The sequence below is a fragment of the Hymenobacter saemangeumensis genome (assembly GCF_039541835.1).
Lineage (GTDB): Bacteria > Bacteroidota > Bacteroidia > Cytophagales > Hymenobacteraceae > Hymenobacter > Hymenobacter saemangeumensis.
Genome location: NZ_BAABGZ010000065.1, coordinates 1 through 18,108 on the forward strand (window position 1 = coordinate 1; position 18,108 = coordinate 18,108).

An 18,108-nucleotide genomic window follows, 5' to 3' on the forward strand; every position below is an offset into this window, starting at 1 on the left:
CCTCGTCCGTAACGTCACTTGGATAGGCTGGTCGGGGCTTTTTCATCCCCGAATTTCCTCAATAAGTCATTAACACCCTCTAGTTTCAGTAGCCCCCGGGGAGCCCAGCCACCCACTAATGCGTTGCTCATCTGAAATAAATTGTGCCAGGTTATCACTTCCATCCTTAAACTCCGGGTCGGTGAGTATTTCCTGACTAAACTTCTTTAACAGTTCAAGCCAAGCTTGTGTAGAGTTAAGTAGTTCCGCCATAGTTTCTCTTTGTCTATTTAAGCCCCTCAGCCACTCCCCTATCGTTGCTCAACCTCGGCACCTTATTTTGGCCACCCAGCTTGCCCAGGCTTTTCATGTAGCGCTGGAAGGCGCCGGCGGGTAGGGCGGTGAGCTGCAGCGGGGCCAGGATGCTGCCGCGGCGCAGGTCGTCATAATAGGTGTTTCGGCGGCGTAGGGCCATATCCAGCTTTTCCACAAAGGCCAATGAATCCTGCGGCGCCCGAGCAAATTCCACGAGCCATTCGTGCCGGGAGGGTGTGGCGGCATCTTCGCTCACCAGGGGCGCCACGGTAAATTCTACCACTTCCACTTCGGGGAAAAGGGCCATGGTTTCGCGCAGGGCCTGCTCTACCTCCTCTCCTATCACATGCTCGCCGAAGGCCGAGAGGAAGTGCTTGATGCGGCCGGTAACCACCACGCGGTGCGGCGCAAGGCTCACGAAGCGCACGGTGTCGCCGAGGCTGTAGCCCCAGAGGCCGGCGTTGGACGTAAGAACCACGGCGTACTGCCGGTCCAGCTCCACGTCGGCGATGCTCAGGCGGGGCGGGTTGTCTTCGAAAAACCGCTCGGCCGGAATGAACTCGAAGAAGATGCCGCTGTTCAGCAGCAGGAGCAGGCCGGGGTTGCCGGGCTGGTCCTGGAAAGCCAGGAAGCCCTCGGAGGCCGGAAACAGCTCGATGCTGTCGACGGGGCGGCCAATGCTTTCGAAGAGCTTGGCACGGTAGGGCTCGAAGTTGACGCCGCCGTACACGAAGAGGTTGAAGTCGGGGAAGATGTCCTTGATGGGCCGGCCGGTGCGGGCCGTGAGGCGGTCGAAGTACATCTGCACCCAGGGCGGGATGCCCGAAATCAGCGTCATGGGCTGGCCCAGGGTTTCGTCGACGATGCGCTCGAGCTTGGCCTCCCAGTCGTCGATGATGTTGGTTTCATAGCCCGGCAGCTGGTTGCGGCGCAGGTAGGCCGGCACGTGGTGGTTGGCAATGCCCGAGAGGCGGCCGGTGTGAATGCCGTGGTGCTGCTCCAGCGCCGGCGAACCCGACAGAAATATCAGCTTGCCGTCGAGAAAGCGGCTGTTGCCGGTGGCGTGGATGTAGTGCAGCAAAGCATCCTTGGCTCCGTTGATGTGGTTGGGAATGCTGGCCCGGGTGATGGGAATGTACTTGGTGCCGGAGGTGGTGCCGCTGGTTTTGGCCAGGTACAGGGGCCGGCCGGGCCAGAGCACGTCGGCCTCACCGGCCTGGGTGCGGTCGAACCAGGGCTTCAGGCCTTCATAGTCGCGCACCGGTACCTGCCGGCCCAGGTGCGCGGGGGTGCGCACGGCACCCAGGTCGTGGGCCTGGCCAAAGGCTGTGCCGGCGGCCGTGGCCGCAAGCTCCCGCAGCAGGCGCAGCTGGGTAGCTTCGGGCTGCTGCTGCCACCGGCGGTAGCGGCTGGCCACATAGGCCGCCAGGGGACGACTGAAAAAAGATTTGAGGCCCATATACGAGATAGAAAAAGTGGCCCTTGACCGGGCAGCGAAGATACGTTGGCCGAGAAAGCCGCTCCACTCCACTCAAACCATTCTAGCTTGCCACCGTTTTCAACATCGACCTCATCACCTCATCCCCAACCCATGATTAATCAACGTGGCACAGCCGTCTGGAACGGCGACATCAAAGGCAGCGGCACCATCAGCACCCAGAGCGGCGTAATAAGCGCCCCGTATTCCGTAGGCGCCCGCTTTGAAGGCCAGAAAGGCACCAACCCCGAGGAGCTCATCGGCGCCGCCCATGCCGGCTGCTACACCATGTTCCTGAACAGCATCCTGAGCAAGGACGGCAAGGCCGTAGAGCAAATCAGCACCGAGTCGAAGGTGACCCTGGATTTGAGCTCCGGCGCTCCGGTCATCACCAAAATCCACGTAACGACCACCGGCAAAGTAGCCGACCTTTCGGCCGAAGAGTTCCAGAAATACGCCGAAAACGCCAAGGCCAACTGCCCCGTGTCGAAAGCCCTGGGCGCCGTGGGCGAGATGACGCTGGAAGCCAAGCTGGGGTAGTATACAGTTGTCAGTTGTTAGTTGTCCGTTGTTAGCTCGTTCTAGTAAAGCAGCCCTTGGAACGGGACTGACAACGGACAACTAACAACTGACAACTAACTTTGCCCTATGCCTACTGCTACCAACCGTATCCGTCTTCGCCCCGCCAACACTTCCCGCATCCCATTCTGGGGCCAGCTCGCCATTGGCGCCTTCTGGCTGGCCTACGTGCTGTTTTCGATGTGGGGCGACTCCAACGCCAACGACTACCACTTCCTGCACTGGGTGTTTCTGGTGTTTACCCTGGTGTACATTGGCTACGTGCTGGTTCATAACGCACCCATTTTCGGTACCCAGAGCTACCTGGAGTTCACGCCCGGCTACATTGTGCACAAGAACGGGCTGTTCCGGCCCAAGCAGGTGTTTGCCACCGAGAACATGACGGCCATCGAGCTGCGCCCCCTGCAGCTGCGCATCCGGCAGAAGGACGGCGAAATCTACACCCTGAACCTGCGCGAGGTGAAAGGCCCGCGCCGCCGCGAAACTTTCCGCGAGCAGGTGCGCACCTTCGCCGCCAAGCACAACGTGGAGCTGCGCGAGTCGGCATCGGCTTAAGCAGCCCTCCCCCACCGACCATAAAAAAAACCCGGCCTGCGCGCAGCAGCCGGGTTTTTGCTTTTCGGGCCGGTAGGCCTACTTGGCAAACTTCTTCCGCAGCTCATCCACCTGCTCGCGGAACTTCTTATCCGAATCCACTAGGTCCGACACGGTTTGCACCGAGTGCATGACGGTGGTGTGGTCGCGGCCGCCGAAGTGGAAGCCGATGTTTTTGAGCGTGTGGCTGGTGTGGTGCTTGGCAAAGTACATGGCCACCTGCCGGGCCGTCACCACTTCTTTCTTGCGGGTCTTGTCCTTGAGCAGCTCCACCGGGATGTTGAAGTAGGCAGCCACGGTTTTCTGGATGAAGTCCAGGTTCACCTCAGCTTCTACTTCCTCGATGATGTGGCGCAGGGCCTGCTTCACCATTTCGAGGTCGATGTCGCGGCGGGTGAGGCTGCTTTGTGCCACCAGCGAGGCAATGACGCCTTCCAGCTCGCGCACGTTGGTGTGCACCGAGTTGGCGAGGTAGTCCACCACGTGGGGCGGCGGAATGTCGATGCCGTCCTGCTCCATCTTGTTGCGGATAATGGCCACGCGGGTTTCAAAGTCGGGGCTTTGCACGTCGGCCGTCAGGCCCCACTTGAAGCGGTTGAGCAGACGGTCTTCCAGGCCCTGCAGGTCCTTGGGCGGCCGGTCGGAGGTCATAACAATCTGCTTACCCGACTGGTGCAGGTGGTTGAAGATGTGGAAGAACATCTCCTGGGTTTTGCCCTTGTTGGCCAGAAACTGCACGTCGTCCAGAATCAGCGCGTCTACCTGCAGGTAGAAGTTGGCGAAGTCCTGCACAGCCGTGCGCTGCACGCTGTCGATGAACTGGTTGGTGAACTTCTCGGCCGACACGTACAGCACAAACCGCTCGGGGGAGGTGGCTTTGATGTGGTTGCCGATGGCCTGCACAAGGTGGGTTTTGCCCAGGCCTACGCCGCCGTACACCATCAGGGGGTTGAAGGAGGTGGTGCCGGGCTTGTTGGCCACGGCAAGGCCGGCCGAGCGGGCCAGGCGGTTGCAGTCGCCCTCGATGTAGTTGTCGAAAGTGTAGGACCCGTTCAGCTGCGACGGCACGAGGTTGCCGTCCATGGGCTTGGCCGTGTCGAAGGGGTTGCGCAGCAGGGTGTTGGTGTCGGAGCCGCTGCCTACTACGGCCGGCTTGCGGGCCATAGCCCCCGAAGCCACGTAGCGGGCCGAGGCCGCGCGGGCGCTGCCGGCCAGCGGGTTGGGCGCGGGCGCTACGGCGGGGCGGTCGCGCGGGTCAGGCGCCGCGGCTTTGCGCGTGGGCGGCAGGTGCAGGGTTTTGGGGCGGGCCTGCTCGTTGCCCTGGTCCACCACCACGCTGTACTCCAGGCGGCCTTCGGGTCCCAGCTCCTGAAACAGGGCGCGGCGCAGCTCGTCCACGTAGTGCTCTTCCAGCCAGTCGTAGAAGTAGGCGCTGGGCACCTGAATCGTCAGCACGTTGCCCTTGAGCTCTACCGGCACGATGGGCTGAAACCAGGTGCGGAAGCTCTGCTCGCCGATTTCAGCCGCAATGGTGCGCAAGCAGCCAGCCCAAACCGTGCGAAAATCCTTGAGCATGAGAGCAGTGAGACAACATCCGGGGGCTGGCCGGGAGCAATAGAAGGTAAATTATCGGCCCCCGTTAGCTGGCCGATTTAGTTAGGGGGGCACAAAATTGTGGAAAAGTCAGCAGGAAAAAAAGCGGTTTCTCACTTGTTTTTGTCGTGCTTTTAGCAGGCACCCTGCACCGGTACCACCGCTGAGCTTGCCAGCCCCGGCCGGCGGCTGCCGGGCGTAAACTCAAAGTCGAGACGGCCGAGGTTAATGCCCGACCAGCCTACCTGATTTATTAAGGTCTTGTGGCCGCCGGGACTCTCAATCGGCTCGGGGGCCTCCATGAAGGTGTGGGTGTGGCCGCCCAGAATCAGGTCGATGCCAGCCACCCTGGCAGCCAGCTTTTGGTCATCAATTTTCTCGCTTTCGTACTTGTAGCCCAGATGCGAGAGGCAAATCACCAGGTCGCACTTTTCGGGGCCGCGCAGCTGCGTTACCATTTTCCGGGAAGTGCCGATGGGGTCGAGGTACTGGGTCTGCCCGAAGTTCTTGTCGGCCACCAGCCCGGCCATCTCGATGCCGATGCCGAACACGCCGATGCGCACGCCCTGCTTCTCAAACACCTTGTAGGGCTGGAAGCGGCCGGCCAGCGGGGTTTTGGAGAAGTCGTAGTTGGCAATCAGGAAGGGGAAGCCGGCGTGGGGCAGCTGCCGGGCCAGGCCTTCGAGGCCGTTGTCGAAGTCGTGGTTGCCCAGGGTGCTGGCGTCGTAGCCCATCTGCGTCATGAGCTTGTACTCGAGCTCGCCGCCGAAGAAGTTGAAGTAGGGCGTGCCCTGGAAGATGTCGCCGGAGTCGAGCAGCAGCACGTTGGCTTCCTTGGCCCGGATGTCCTTGATAAGCGCTGCCCGCTTGGCCATGCCGCCCATGCCGGCCCATTGCCCGCCGTTGTCGGGAAAAGGCTCGATGCGGGAGTGCATGTCGTTGGTGTGCAGGATGGTGAGGCGCACCGGCCCCTTGGCGGCCTCGGCGGTACGGCCCAGGCTGCCCAGCACGGTGAGGCCGGCGGTGCCCAGCAGGGAGTTACGGAGAAATTCGCGGCGCTTCATTTCGTTGAATTAAAAATTATGAATTAAAAATTAAAAATTGGGGTGTTTTTCGAATCAGGAAAAGCCTGGCTTAGCTTATTCTTAATTCATAATTTTTAATTTTTAATTACCCTTCACCCGGCCGTCAATGCGGGCTTCTACCTGCTTGCCTTCTTTGGTGAGCTGGCGGATGTGGTCGGCAATGGCGTTGCGGAGCAGCAGGCTGGTGGGGCGGGGCTTGATGGACTTAAAGAACACCATGTTGTCGCCGCCCCCGGCCAGGTAGTCGGAAATGGCAATGGTCCACATGCGGTCCTGGCTGGGGTTGAACACCTGGCCGCCGATGCGGATGTCGCGGGGCTTGCCGTCGGTGCCCACGGCGTAGGTAGCCCCGGAAACCCCCATCTTGATGCGGGCAGCGTACTCAAACAGCTGCTGCACCACGTCGCCGGAAGCGTCGAGTACCACCAGCTCGTTCTCAAACGGCATGAGCTCGAACACCGAGCCCATGGTGATGGGGCCGGCGGGCAGGGCGGTGCGCAGGCCACCGTTGCTCATCACGCCCAGGTCGACTCGCTCGCCCAGGGCCTGGCTGGCGCTGCTGCGCTGCAGGTCGCTCACGAAGTTGGCCAGGGGGTTTTCGCCCGGGGTTTTTGCAAGGGGCAGGGGGGCGGTACCCAGCACTTCGCGCATCTGGCTGGTTACTTTTTCGCGGTAAGGCACAATGAGGGCGGCCACGGCCGGGTCTTCGGGCTGCGCTTTGCCCACGTTCTGGCTGGTGCTGGGCGCAAACTTGGCGCTGGGTACGTAGCTGCCGCGCTGGCAGGCTCCCAGCAGCAGAAGCGCACTCAGCGCAAGGGCTGGAATTTGGCGAAAACGCATTGTTTAGTAGTAAGGCGGAATACAAAGGTAACGGCACAGCCCTTGTATGCCCGCCGCGCCTAAGGCAGCCGGAGGGCCGGGAGCCCGCAACAGCCGGAATGATAAAGGGGTTCGAATAAGAGTCCGGTCAGCGCCGCAACGCCGGCGGTACGGCGCGCGGCTGCCACGGCGGTGCCTGCCGCGCCTCGCGAAACAGGTTTTCGCGCTACTGGCTGCCCACCTTAGTACAGGCGTCCCAGGCTAAAGCCCAGCAGCAGGGAAAGGGTGGTCGGGCTATTCAGCGTGTTGATATCACGGGCGGTGCTGCCGAGCTGCTGGTTGTAGCGCCCTTCCAGGAACAGGCTGTTGCTCTCGCCCAGCGGGAATTGCAGCCCCAGCCCCAGAATGGGGCCCAGGCCATAGCCCCGCAGGTCCAGCTCCCGGGAGCTGGCCGTAGGAATGCCCACCGGCACGTCGTCGGAAGCGGTGATGCGGGCTTGCTGCTTAAGGGCAAAAGCTACTTCCAGCCCTCCTTGCAGGTAAGGGCGCAGCTTCCTGCCGGGCAAGGTGTAGCGCAGCATCACCAGCAGGCGCAGGGTGCTCTGGCTAATCTGCGCATCGTGCGACACGCTGTTCCCGGTTACCGGGTGGGTGCGCTTGTACTGCACGCCATACGCCTGGCTTTGGTACAGCGCCTCCAGGCGAAAGCCCAGGTTGCTGTTGAAGCGGGCCGGATTTAAATACAGGCCCAGCCCATACACCGCACCCCAGCCCGACTTCAGGCTCATGGTGCCGCGGTCGCTGAACTCCAGGCTGCCCTGCTGGGCACCGGCCATGAAGCTCCACTGCCGGCGCGTGGTGCGGGGGGCCGACATCACCGGAACAGGGGCGGCGGCGCTGCAGTTGTTGTACACAGTAAACAGCTTCACCAGGCGCGAGTCGGTTAGCTCGGCGCTGTTAATCAGGGGCAGCACCTCGGCGCAGTCGGCAAAGGCAGTAGCCAGCTCTTTGCGGAAGGGGTAGTCCCGGGCTTCCACCCGCTTGGTAATCACTTGCCCGGCGAGGTTTTCCTTCACCTCCACGAACTGCTTTATCTGGACAAGCTCCGTGAGAGACTTCTCGCCCTGCTTGTAGAAGAACCGGCCAAAGGCGTCGTTGCCCGGCATGGCGTAGAGCGTGGCCCGGCCCCGGGCCAGCACCTGCAAAAAGCCCTCGGTTGGCGGGGCTGAGGGCGTGAGCGTGGTGGTAACGGTACTGGCTGGTATAAACACAGCCGGCAGCTGCCAGCCTTCGTACTGCGCGCCGTCTTTCAAGCCATAGGCTTTCAGCATGCTAGGCTTGTACTCGGTGGCGGCGGCATCGGCACTGGGGCGAAACACGCAGATGCTGGCCATGCGCTGGGGGCCCCGCTGGTCTATTTCCCCGCGCAGGGTGTCGCCTTCGGGCCGCACGATGTAACCGGGCTTAAAATTCTTCTGGGCCTGCACCTGGGTTGCGCCTACAGTAAGCAACAGGGCCAGAAACAGGAAGGTAGCGGAGCGCTGAATCATAGAAAAAAAGTTGAAAGCAACCAGAGGATATTCTTTCCTGCCGGCGAATTCTGCCAAAAGTACTTCACCGCCGTAATTAAAAAGCCAGCCACAATACCCCGCAGCGTTGCGCGCCGGGCGGTATCTTTCGGCCTGTTTTGGCTTAGGCCACTTTCCTGCTGACTTCTCCCGTATGTCTGATACCCCGTCTGCCGCGCCTGTTTCCTTCGCTGAGTTTCCTGCTGTGAGCACGGCCGAGTGGCAGGCCCGCCTGGCCCGCGACCTCAAAGGCCAGGACCCCGCCACCCTGCGCTGGCCCCTGCCCGACGGCTTTTCCCTGGAGCCTTTCTACCACCGCGAAGCCCTGGAAGCTTTGGGCGGCGCCCCGGCGCCCCTGGCCCGGGCCCAGCCGGGCTGGCTAAACCTGCCCACCATTGCCGTGCCGGCCGACACCACCGGGCACGTACAGATAGAGCAGGCCCTGGAAGCCCTGCAGCAGGGGGCCGACGGCATCCACTTCGAGCTGGCCCACTGCGCCTCCTTCGACCTGGCCTACCTCGTGGAGCGCCTGCCTCTGGCCCGCACGTTTATCGGCTATACCGTGACGGAAGGTGCCGACAAGCTGCTGACCCGCCTGCTGGAAATCGCGCCCGGCACCATGCTGCGCGGCTTTCTGCGCTACGCCCCTCCGGCCGTGCCCGAGGGCGCCGAGCTGAGCGACTACCGCACTGCCCTGCGTCGGCTCGTGGCCCTCACCCGCGCCATGCCCGACTTCCGGCCCCTGGCCGTGAACGGCGCCTTCTTTGGCAACCGCGGGGCCACCACCACCCAGCAAGTGGCCTTCAGCCTGAACACGGCCGCGGCCCTGCTCCACTACCTGCCCAACGAGGAGGTGTCGCTGGCCGAGGTGGCCCGCGCCCTGCACGTGCACCTGGCCATTTCGCCCAGCTACTTCGTGGAAATTGCCAAGCTGCGGGCCTTCCGCCGGCTCTGGGCCACGCTGCTGCACGCCTATGGCCTGCCAGCAGACGGCGCGGCCAGCCTGCGCATTCACGCCGCCACGGCCTCCTGGACGCAAACCACCCTGGACCCACACACCAACCTGCTGCGCCACACCACCGAGGCCATGAGTGCCGTGCTCGGCGGGGCCGACTCCCTGAGCATCGCCCCCTTCGACAGCGTGTTTGCGGAGTCCAACGCTTTTTCTTCCCGCCTCAGCCGCAACCTGTCCATTATCCTGCGGGAAGAGTCGGGCCTGGGCCGGGTGCAGGACCCGGCGGCCGGCTCCTACTTCATCGAAACGCTCACCGACCAGCTGGCCCGGGAGGCCTGGGCGCTGTTTCAGCGCGTGGAAGCAGCCGGCGGCCTGCCCGCCCAGCGTGGGCAGCTGCTGGAGGAAATCAAAGAGGTAGCGGCTACCACTTTCAAGCGCATTGCCACCGGCCAGCAGATAATGGTGGGTACCAACCGCTTCCAGAACCACCAGGAGCATTTCAGCTTCCACCCCAAGAAGCTGCTGCGCTCGGCCCAGTTCGACACCACCCGGGCGGCTTACCCCACCGAGGTGCTGCGCCTGGCCACGGCCATGCACTTCGAGCGCCGCGAGCGCAAAAGCAAGCGCGCCGCCGTGGTGCTGCTGGGCACCAACACCAACCAGCTGATTCTGGAAACCTTCGTGCGCACCCTGCAGGAGCAGGAGCGCCCCGAAATTGCCAACAGCCACCCCGAGGGCACCTTCTCCCTGCTTTTCTCCTCACCCGAGGAAGCCACGCTGATGTACGCCTCCCCGGAGCAGTTCACCCGCTTTGCCCGCTTCATCTACCAGATTCCGGCCGACAAGCAGCACTTCATCCCGCCCGTGCTGCTCAGCTCCGACCTGCCCACCATGCAGGAAGCCGTGCGCGTGTTCGGCTTTCAGGAAATGAAGGTGCAGGGGTATACGACAGAGGAAGTGCTGGCCCGATTGCAGGGACGGACGGCCTAGCGGCCTAATTAAAAATTAAAAATTATGAGTTGAAAACTGGAGAGGCCAATCGGCAAACCGAGCTTCTATCCAGTTTTTGATTTTTAATTTTTAATTCATGATTTTTAATTCAAAAAAATGAAGCCCGACTTCTCCACCATACCTTACGACGCGGCCCTCGCTCCTTCTGCCACCCCTGCCCCGGCCGAGGCAGCCATCACCACGCCCGAGGGCATTGCGGTGAAGCCGGTGTACACGGCGGCCGACGTGGCCGGGCTCGACCACCTGGGCTTTGGCGCCGGGCAGGCGCCGTACCTGCGCGGGCCCTACGCCAGCATGTACGTGCAGAACCCCTGGACCATCCGCCAGTACGCGGGCTTCAGCACGGCCGAGGAAAGCAACGCCTTCTACCGGCGCAACCTGGCCGGCGGCCAGAAAGGACTGAGTGTGGCCTTCGACCTGGCTACCCACCGGGGCTACGACTCCGACCATCCCCGCGTGGTGGGCGACGTGGGCAAAGCCGGCGTGGCCATCGACTCGGTGGAGGACATGAAGATTCTGTTCGACCAGATTCCGCTCGACCAGATGTCGGTATCCATGACCATGAACGGGGCGGTGCTGCCGGTGCTGGCTTTCTACATTGTAGCAGCCGAAGAGCAGGGCGTAGGGCCGGAAAAGCTGGCCGGCACCATTCAGAACGACATTCTGAAGGAGTTCATGGTGCGCAACACCTACATCTACCCGCCCGCGCCCAGCATGCGCATCATCGCCGACATCTTCGCCTACACGGCGCAGAAGATGCCCAAGTTCAACTCCATCTCCATCTCGGGCTACCACATGCAGGAAGCCGGCGCCACCGCCGACATTGAGCTGGCCTACACCCTGGCCGACGGCCTGGAGTACGTGCGCGCCGGCCTGGCCGCCGGGATGAAGATTGACGAGTTTGCGCCCCGTCTGAGCTTTTTCTGGGCCATCGGCATGAACCACTTCATGGAAATTGCCAAGCTGCGTGCCGGCCGCCTGCTCTGGGCCAAGCTCATCCAGCAGTTCAGCCCCAGCAACCCCAAGAGCCTGGCCCTGCGCACCCACTGCCAGACCTCGGGCTACTCCCTTACCGAGCAGGACCCCTTCAACAACGTGGCCCGCACCGCCATCGAGGCCATGGCCGCGGCCCTGGGCGGCACCCAGAGCCTGCACACCAACGCCCTCGACGAAGCCATTGCCCTGCCCACCGACTTCTCGGCCCGCATTGCCCGCAACACCCAGCTTTACCTGCAGCATGAAACCGACATCACCAAGGTAGTAGACCCCTGGGGCGGCTCCTACTACGTGGAAAGCCTGACGCACGAGCTGGCCGACAAAGCCTGGGCCCTCATCCAAGAGGTGGAAAGCCTGGGCGGCATGGCCAAGGCCATCGAAACCGGCCTGCCCAAGCTGCGCATCGAGGAAGCTGCCGCCCGCAAGCAGGCCCGCATCGACTCGGGCAAGGAAATCATTGTGGGCGTGAATAAGTACCGCCCCAGCGAGGAGCAGGAAATTGAGGTGCTCGACATCGACAACGACGCCGTGCGCGAAAGCCAGGTGGCCAGGGTGAAGCAGATTCGGGAAGCGCGAGATAATGAGGCGGTACAGCAGGCGCTGGCGGCGCTGACCGAAGCGGCCCGCAACGGCAGCGCCAACCTGCTGGAACTTGCCGTAGCGGCCGCCCGCCACCGGGCCACCCTGGGCGAAATCTCCGACGCTCTTGAAGTCGTGTATGGCCGCCACCAGGCCACTACACGCACCGTGAGCGGCGTGTACAGCAGCGAAATGGACTACGACCAGGAATTTGCCAAGGCCCGCGAAGCGGCCGAAGCCTTTGCCGCCCGCGAGGGCCGCCGCCCTCGCATGATGGTGGCCAAGATGGGCCAGGACGGCCACGACCGCGGCGCCAAAATCATTGCCACGAGCTTCGCCGACGTGGGCTTCGACGTCGACATCGCCCCCCTGTTCCAGACGCCCGCCGAAGTGGCCCGCCAGGCGGCCGAAAACGACGTGCACGTGGTGGGCGTGAGCAGCCTCGCTGCCGGCCACAAAACCCTGCTACCCCAGCTGCTGCGGGAGCTCAAAGACCTGGGCCGCGAGGATATTCTGGTAATTGCTGGCGGCGTGATTCCCGCCCAGGACTACCAGTTTCTCTACGATGCCGGCGTGGCCGGCGTGTACGGGCCGGGGACGGTGATTGCCCTGGCCGCGCAGGAGATTCTGGGGAAGCTGGAATAGTCCTGCGAGGCCAGCCGAGCCATCATAGCTCTACCCCATCCGGCGGGCCAGCGATACCTGCGCTTGGAAATGGGAGTGCTGCCATAAAGTATCCTTCCGCCAAAAACGACAAGGCCCGGGCTGCAGCCCGGGCCTTGTCATTTTCAGTAAATACTCCTTTTAGCGCACCACCACCTGGGCCCGGGCCGTTTGGCCATTGGTAAGCTGGGCCGCCAGCTGATACAGGCCGGGGGCCAGGCCGGTCAGCGGCACGGTGGACGGGCCGGCCGGCAGCTGCTGCCCGCGCACTTCGCGGCCGAGAGCATCAAGGATGCGCAGGTGGGCGGCCGTCGGCAGCGTCAGGGTGACGGCCTCAGTAGCGGGGTTGGGGTAGGCGCTCAGGGCGAGGCGGGGCGCGGCGGACGTGGTAGCCAGCACGCTGCCGGGCGCTAGCTCGGCTACAAACACGTCGGCGCGGCCGGTGGCGGGGGGCGTAGTGGCCACGCTGCCAAAAGTGACGCTGCCCATGGCCGTGCCAACCAGGAAGATGCGGCCATCGGAGGCTACGGCCGGCGTCCCCCCGGCGGCGCCGTGGCTGCCAGTCGCCACGCTGTGGTCGGCCCACACGGCTTGCCCCTGGCCGTCGTAGCGCACCACAAATGCGGCGGCAGTGTAGGAATTGAGCGTGGTGCTGGGCCCAAACGAGGCCGTTCCGTTCAGGCGCCCCGTGACCAGGATTCCCCCGCGCCCGTCGTAGGCCACACCCGCGACGTAGCTATTGATTAGGTTGGTGTTAGAGGAAGAGAAAATGGGGCCCACCTGCCGCTCCCAGAGGGCCGTACCCTGGGGGCTGAAGCGGCTTAGGTAGAGGGTAGCGCCGGGGGGGTCGCCGGAGCCGGGCAGTCCGTAGGCGCTGCTGCCGCACACCACCACGTTGCCGGCTGCATCCACGGCTACGCCGCCGGGGTTATCGGTGTTGCTGCCGCCCAGGCGCCGGGCCCACAGCGGGGTGCCGGCGGCGTCGAGCTTGCACAGGAAAATGTCTGAGTCGCCCGCAGGAACCAGTGTAGTAGCTCCAAAGCTGGGTCGCCCATTGAAGCTGCCGATGAGGTAGGCATTGCCGGCTGCATCCAGTGTCATGTTGCCTCCTATCGAGTAGCTGCTGGAGCCGGTGCTCACCCGGGTAGCCAGCAATACGGTGCCCGATGGTGATATTTTGCCGAAAAAAATACCCGGGCCGCCCGGCAGTGGGCTGCCATACACGGCGGCATTGCCGGAAAAGCCCGCCAGGCATACGTTGCCGCTGGCATCGACAGCGAGGCTGCCGGCATAGGTGCCCGTACCTGCCTGCCGCAGCCACTGCTGCTGTCCCTGGGCGTTGAATTTGACCAGGTACGAATCGCCGGCAGCACTGCTGAGGGTGGCGCCGTCCACGTCGACGGAGCCGTAGAAGTCCCCGGCGAGGTAGGCGTTGCCGGCGGCATCCACGGCCACGCTGCCGATGCTGCTGCCGCTGCCATCCACCTGCCGGGCCCAACGCACGGCACCCTGCGCATCGAAGCAGGCCAGGAAGTAGTGGCTGGAGCCACTGCCCGGCGTCAGCGTTACGGAGCCCAGCGTGAGCGGGCCTTCGAACTGCCCGCTGACGTAGCGGCTGCCGTCGGCGGCCAGGGCAATGCTACGGCCGGCCGCGTAGCCGCTGGCAGTGGCCGAGGAACTGCGCCACACGCTGGTCCAGGTGGGGCCCGCCTGGCCGTGGGCGCCGGAAGCTGCCAGGCCACAGGCCAGCAGAAAACCCAGGCGGGAAACTGACGATAGAAGGGTAGTTGTTTTCATCATGGGATAGGACCTGAGATACAGCGGGCACCTGCCTGCCGCTGCCAAATATAAGTAAGGCAAATCTGCTGGCGGCCTTCCAGCGGAGCAGCCGCTTTCTTCTTTGATATGAAGCGCTTAGAACTGGCAGAAGTACGCCTGATGCCTGACTCGCTCGCGCAGCCATCCAGCCAAACAAAAGGCCCGGGCAGCAGCCCGGGCCTCATCTGTCTTATGCTAAATGGTTCGCTTAGCGCACCTGCACCTTCGCGCGGGCCGTTTGCCCGTTGCCGAGGGTGGCGCGCAGCTGGTACAGGCCAGGGGCCAAGCCGGCCAGCGACACCGGGCAGGCGCCGGCCGCAGTGGGCAGGGCCTGTTCGCGCACGGTGCGGCCGAGGGCATCGGTGAGCAGCAGGTGGCCGCCGCCGGCCGGCAGGCGCAGCGTGGTGCTGCCGGTGGCGGGGTTGGGATAGGCTTCCAGGGCCAGCGTTGCTGCGGCCGGGCCCGAAGCCAGCACCGTACCGGCGCTCAGCCGGGCCACAAAGGCGTCGATGCCGCCCGTAGTGGCGGCCAGGCTGCCAAACTGCACGGTGCCCAGCATGGCGCCGGTCACGTAGGCGTTGCCGTTGGCATCGGCGGCCACCCCCAGGCCGATGGAGGCGCTGCTGGCATTGGCGTTCGTGGCTTTATCGGCCCACACGGCGTTGCCCTGCCCGTCGTAGCGCACCACAAACAAGGCTTCTTCGCCCACGGCGCTGAGGGTGGTGGCGCCGAAGGTAGCCGCGCCCTGAAAGCCGCCCGTGACGTAGAAGCCGCCGCGGCCGTCGTAGGCGACGGCTTCTCCTCTATAGGAGCCGTCCACGGTGGGCGTAATCTGGCGGCTCCATACGGGCACGCCCTGGGCGGAGTAGCGGGCCACGTAAATGCTGCTGGTTTCGCTGGTCCCCAGGAAGGTATAGTCGGAGAAGCCGCTGATAACGACATTACCGCTGGGGTCCACGGCTACCGACTTGCTCCCGTCGTCGTCGGCCCCGCCGGCCCGCCGGGCCCACACGTTGTTGCCGGCCGCGTTGAGCTTGCACACGAACATGTCGTCGCCGCCCGCGCTGCTGAGCGTGGAGGTGCCCAGCGTTAGGCTGCCAGCGAAAGTACCGGTGAGGTAGGCATTGCCGGCGGCGTCCAGGGCCAGGTCGTTGACCAGCGCCAGGCTACCGCCCGTTTGCCCCGAAACACCCACCTGGCTGGCCTGTAGCACGCTGCCGGCCGGCGAAAACTTGTACATAAACAGACCGCCTCCGCTCAGGGAAGTCCCCCCGAAGGACACGGTGCCGGCGTAGTCGCCGGCAATGATGATGTTGCCGGCGGCGTCGGTGGCAATGCCCTGTGCGTAGTTCCCCTGCGAGCCGCCCTGTCGTACCCACTGCAGCACGCCCTGGGCATCGTACTTCACCAGGTAGGAGTCGTCGCCGGGGCTGGTGAGCACGGTAGTACCCAAGGTAAGGCTGGTATTGAAGTAGCCGGTCACGTACACGTTACCCGCCGCATCCACCGCCACGTTGCTGTAATAGTCGCCGTTGCTGTCGGGCTGCAGATGGTTCATCCACAACACAGTACCGGCCGCGTTGCGCTTGGCTACAAAGCCGCCCATGCCCGTGCGGGTGATGCTGCCAAAAGTAATATCGCCGCCAAAGGAACCGTTAATGTACTGGCTGCCATCGGCGCCTACGGCAATCTGTAGTCCGTTGGCGCCGGTATTAGCACCCGGTGTAGACGAGCTGCGCTGTACGCTGGTCCAGGCAGGGGCCTGGGCCTGGGCGTGGGCTGTGGTTAAGCCCAGGCCAGCCAGCAGGGCCAGGCGTGGCCAGGCAGACGAAATGGAGTTAAAAATTCGCATTTGAAAAAAGATGAAAAGGAAAAAGATAAATAACTCTTGGTTTCCGGCAAAGATAGGGAGCCAGCAGGAGCCAAAACCACTCTTCCAACCCGGAAAAACTGATTTCGACCGGGACCGGTAGCAAGAGCGAAGCGAATCAAGGCCTTAGCTCGGGCCCCAAAAAGCTGGGCAGCAGGCCAGCCGCAGAACCGCAGCCGGGCGATAAAGCGGGTAGTTTGCTGCTTATCTATTCTATTTGCCGACTGATACCAGTACCCCTATTCTTTAACACTTGTGAACCTACCCGACTCTCCCTACTTCCAGAGCCCTGCCGCTACCATCAGCCATGTGTCGGCACTGCCTACCTCCGGCTACATCCGCCTCGACTGGCAGCCGGTGGCCAGCACGCCCGCCGAGCTACGGGCTATTTACGAGCAGGCCTTTCAGGCGATGCGCCAGCATAACACCCCCAGCCTGATGACGGTGCATAACAACCGCCCGCCCCTGCCGGCTGAAATACAGGGCTGGCTGGGCGAGGTGTGGGTACCCCGGGCCATCCGCGAGCTGGGCTTTGGCCGCTGCGCGGTGGTAGAAGTCAACCCGCCGCAAAGCCGTCAGGTAGTACATACCGTCACGGCAGCGCTGGAGGAACCCCTGGAGTACCAGTTTTTCAGTACGCCCGAAGCTGCCGATGCCTGGCTGCGAAGCTGATTATCAGTTAAAAGCGAAAAGTTAAAATCCCATTAGCCTTTTACCTCTTCACTTTTAACCTTTGACTTGCCACCATGTCCTCCCCTACCCGCCTGCAGCTGCTGGGTCATGCCAGCTTCCGCATCACCACGCCCGAAGGCCGCATTATTCTGCTCGACCCCTGGCTGGGCAGCAACCCCTTTGTGCCCGAAGCCCTGCGTGAGCAGGCCCGGGCCGATGTGGTGCTCATCACCCACGGGCACGACGACCACCTCGACCCGGAGCTGCCGGCCCTGCTGGCCCGCACCGGCGCCCGGGTGGTGGCCCCGGCCCCGGTGCGCTTTTTCCTGATTGAGCAGGGCGTGCCCAGCGAACAGTGCGAGCCCATGAACGTGGGCGGCAGCGTGGCCCTGCCCCACCTGCAGCTGACCATGACCGTGGCGCACCACGCGGCCCACGTCGACCTGCCCGGGGGGCGCACCGGCTACGCCCACGAGGGTGTAGGCTTTGTCCTGCGCTTTTCCGATGGCAGCGTGCTCTACGCCGCCGGCGACACGGCCCTGTTTGGCGATATGACCCTGCTGGCGGAGCTGTACCGTCCCACCGTGGCGTTGCTGCCCATTGGCGACCGGTACACCATGGGGCCCCGCGAGGCGGCCCATGCCGCCCGCCTGCTGCGGGTGGCGCATGTGGTTCCCTTTCACTACGGCACCTTCCCATCGCTCACGGGCACGGCTGAGCAGCTGCGCCAGCACCTCGACCCGGGCATTGCCGTGCATGCGCTGCAGGCCGGCGAAGAGCTGTCGCTGGGTGAGCTGCGCTAAGCATAAGAATGCAAGCACCAGCAGGCCCTCCAGCTTTTAGAGCGGATGTCTGGTTTCTGTACTACGTTAAAAGTGGCGCGTTAAAAGGAAAAGCCAGCACGGCTTCTTGCCTTTTAACGCGCCACTTTTAACTTCTTCTACAGGGGCACCGCACTCGATAAATGGCTATGACGCTTTACTTTTAACTAATTCAGCGAAGGCTGGTTATAGCACAGGTAATGCGACTTGCGGCGCCGTATCTTTGTCATACTACTGCCGGCGTTTTTCGGCTGTGTTATTTAATCGTTTGTGAACCCAACCGCTACTTACTACTTCAGCAACGCGGCCGCCTCTATCTCCTACGCGGCAGGCGGCTACATCCGGCTCGACTGGCAGCCCACGCCGGCCACGGCCACCGAGCTGCGGGCCATTTACGAGCACGTGCTACGCGCCATGCTGCACCACGGGGCCAGCCGGCTGATGACCTTACACAACAACCGCCCGCCCATGCCCCAGGAGCTGCAAAGCTGGCTGGCTACGCAGTGGATTCCGCGGGCCATTCAGGAGGTTGGCTACAGCCACTGCGCCATTGTAGAAGCCAGTAACCCTCTTAGCCGGCTGGCGGCCCGGGCGGTAGGCTCCAGCCTGCACTTGCCGCTTGCCTACGGCTACTTCGACTCGCCCCAGGCCGCGGAAGCCTGGCTGCTGCGCTAGCGGCGACGCCTCTTAAAGCAACACCCCACCTCCTGGCTA

At 63.4% G+C, this 18,108-nt stretch carries 14 protein-coding genes; 7 read left to right on the plus strand and 7 right to left on the minus strand.

What is annotated here, in order from left to right:
* Positions 1-265: 265 nt before the first annotated feature.
* Positions 266-1,753, minus strand: coding sequence for a GH3 family acyl-acid amido synthetase (locus ABD919_RS15400; protein ID WP_345236922.1), 1,488 nt, complete (start codon positions 1,751-1,753; stop codon positions 266-268).
* 132 nt (positions 1,754-1,885) lie between these two features.
* Here ABD919_RS15400 and ABD919_RS15405 point away from each other — a divergent pair, with 132 nt between their 5' ends.
* Together ABD919_RS15405 and ABD919_RS15410 are read left to right on the plus strand one after the other, a co-directional pair.
* Positions 1,886-2,311: an OsmC family peroxiredoxin gene (locus tag ABD919_RS15405; protein ID WP_345236923.1), complete on the plus strand. Its 426-nt coding sequence runs from the start codon at positions 1,886-1,888 to the stop codon at positions 2,309-2,311.
* A 108-nt stretch (positions 2,312-2,419) separates the two neighbouring features.
* Entirely contained in the window at positions 2,420-2,905 is a 486-nt protein-coding gene (locus ABD919_RS15410; RefSeq protein WP_345236924.1) for a hypothetical protein, read from the plus strand.
* A gap of 78 nt (positions 2,906-2,983) precedes the next feature.
* On the opposite strand, the gene dnaA is transcribed toward ABD919_RS15410, so the two are convergent.
* The 4 genes from dnaA to ABD919_RS15430 form a co-directional block, all read right to left on the minus strand.
* Positions 2,984-4,519: a chromosomal replication initiator protein DnaA gene (gene dnaA / locus ABD919_RS15415; RefSeq protein ID WP_345236925.1), complete on the minus strand. Its 1,536-nt coding sequence runs from the start codon at positions 4,517-4,519 to the stop codon at positions 2,984-2,986.
* 152 nt (positions 4,520-4,671) lie between these two features.
* Positions 4,672-5,601, minus strand: coding sequence for a bifunctional metallophosphatase/5'-nucleotidase (locus ABD919_RS15420; RefSeq protein ID WP_345236926.1), 930 nt, complete (start codon positions 5,599-5,601; stop codon positions 4,672-4,674).
* A gap of 102 nt (positions 5,602-5,703) precedes the next feature.
* Positions 5,704-6,462: a 5'-nucleotidase C-terminal domain-containing protein gene (locus tag ABD919_RS15425; protein ID WP_345236927.1), complete on the minus strand. Its 759-nt coding sequence runs from the start codon at positions 6,460-6,462 to the stop codon at positions 5,704-5,706.
* Between the two features lie 221 nt (positions 6,463-6,683).
* Positions 6,684-7,991 carry an outer membrane beta-barrel protein gene (locus ABD919_RS15430; protein WP_345236928.1) on the minus strand — a complete coding sequence of 436 codons (1,308 nt, stop codon included), beginning with the start codon at positions 7,989-7,991 and terminating at the stop codon, positions 6,684-6,686.
* Positions 7,992-8,163: 172 nt separating this feature from the next.
* Between ABD919_RS15430 and ABD919_RS15435 the strand changes: the two genes are divergently transcribed.
* Together ABD919_RS15435 and scpA are read left to right on the plus strand one after the other, a co-directional pair.
* On the plus strand, positions 8,164-9,954 hold the full coding sequence (locus ABD919_RS15435; RefSeq protein WP_345236929.1) for a methylmalonyl-CoA mutase family protein: 1,791 nt from the start codon (positions 8,164-8,166) through the stop codon (positions 9,952-9,954).
* 117 nt (positions 9,955-10,071) lie between these two features.
* The gene (gene scpA / locus ABD919_RS15440; RefSeq protein WP_345236930.1) at positions 10,072-12,195 is read left to right on the plus strand and encodes a methylmalonyl-CoA mutase; all 2,124 of its coding nucleotides are present in this window, start codon (positions 10,072-10,074) and stop codon (positions 12,193-12,195) included.
* A gap of 159 nt (positions 12,196-12,354) precedes the next feature.
* On the opposite strand, the gene ABD919_RS15445 is transcribed toward scpA, so the two are convergent.
* Positions 12,355-14,010: an SBBP repeat-containing protein gene (locus ABD919_RS15445; protein ID WP_345236931.1), complete on the minus strand. Its 1,656-nt coding sequence runs from the start codon at positions 14,008-14,010 to the stop codon at positions 12,355-12,357.
* A 229-nt stretch (positions 14,011-14,239) separates the two neighbouring features.
* Positions 14,240-15,883, minus strand: a complete 1,644-nt coding sequence (locus ABD919_RS15450; protein ID WP_345236932.1) for a hypothetical protein — start codon at positions 15,881-15,883, stop codon at positions 14,240-14,242.
* 273 nt (positions 15,884-16,156) lie between these two features.
* Between ABD919_RS15450 and ABD919_RS15455 the strand changes: the two genes are divergently transcribed.
* The 3 genes from ABD919_RS15455 (at position 16,157) to ABD919_RS15465 (ending at position 18,069) form a co-directional block, all read left to right on the plus strand.
* Positions 16,157-16,573 carry a hypothetical protein gene (locus tag ABD919_RS15455; RefSeq protein WP_345236933.1) on the plus strand — a complete coding sequence of 139 codons (417 nt, stop codon included), beginning with the start codon at positions 16,157-16,159 and terminating at the stop codon, positions 16,571-16,573.
* Between the two features lie 74 nt (positions 16,574-16,647).
* Entirely contained in the window at positions 16,648-17,376 is a 729-nt protein-coding gene (locus ABD919_RS15460) for a metal-dependent hydrolase (RefSeq protein WP_345236934.1), read from the plus strand.
* 288 nt (positions 17,377-17,664) lie between these two features.
* On the plus strand, positions 17,665-18,069 hold the full coding sequence (locus ABD919_RS15465) for a hypothetical protein (RefSeq protein ID WP_345236935.1): 405 nt from the start codon (positions 17,665-17,667) through the stop codon (positions 18,067-18,069).
* Positions 18,070-18,108: the final 39 nt, after the last annotated feature.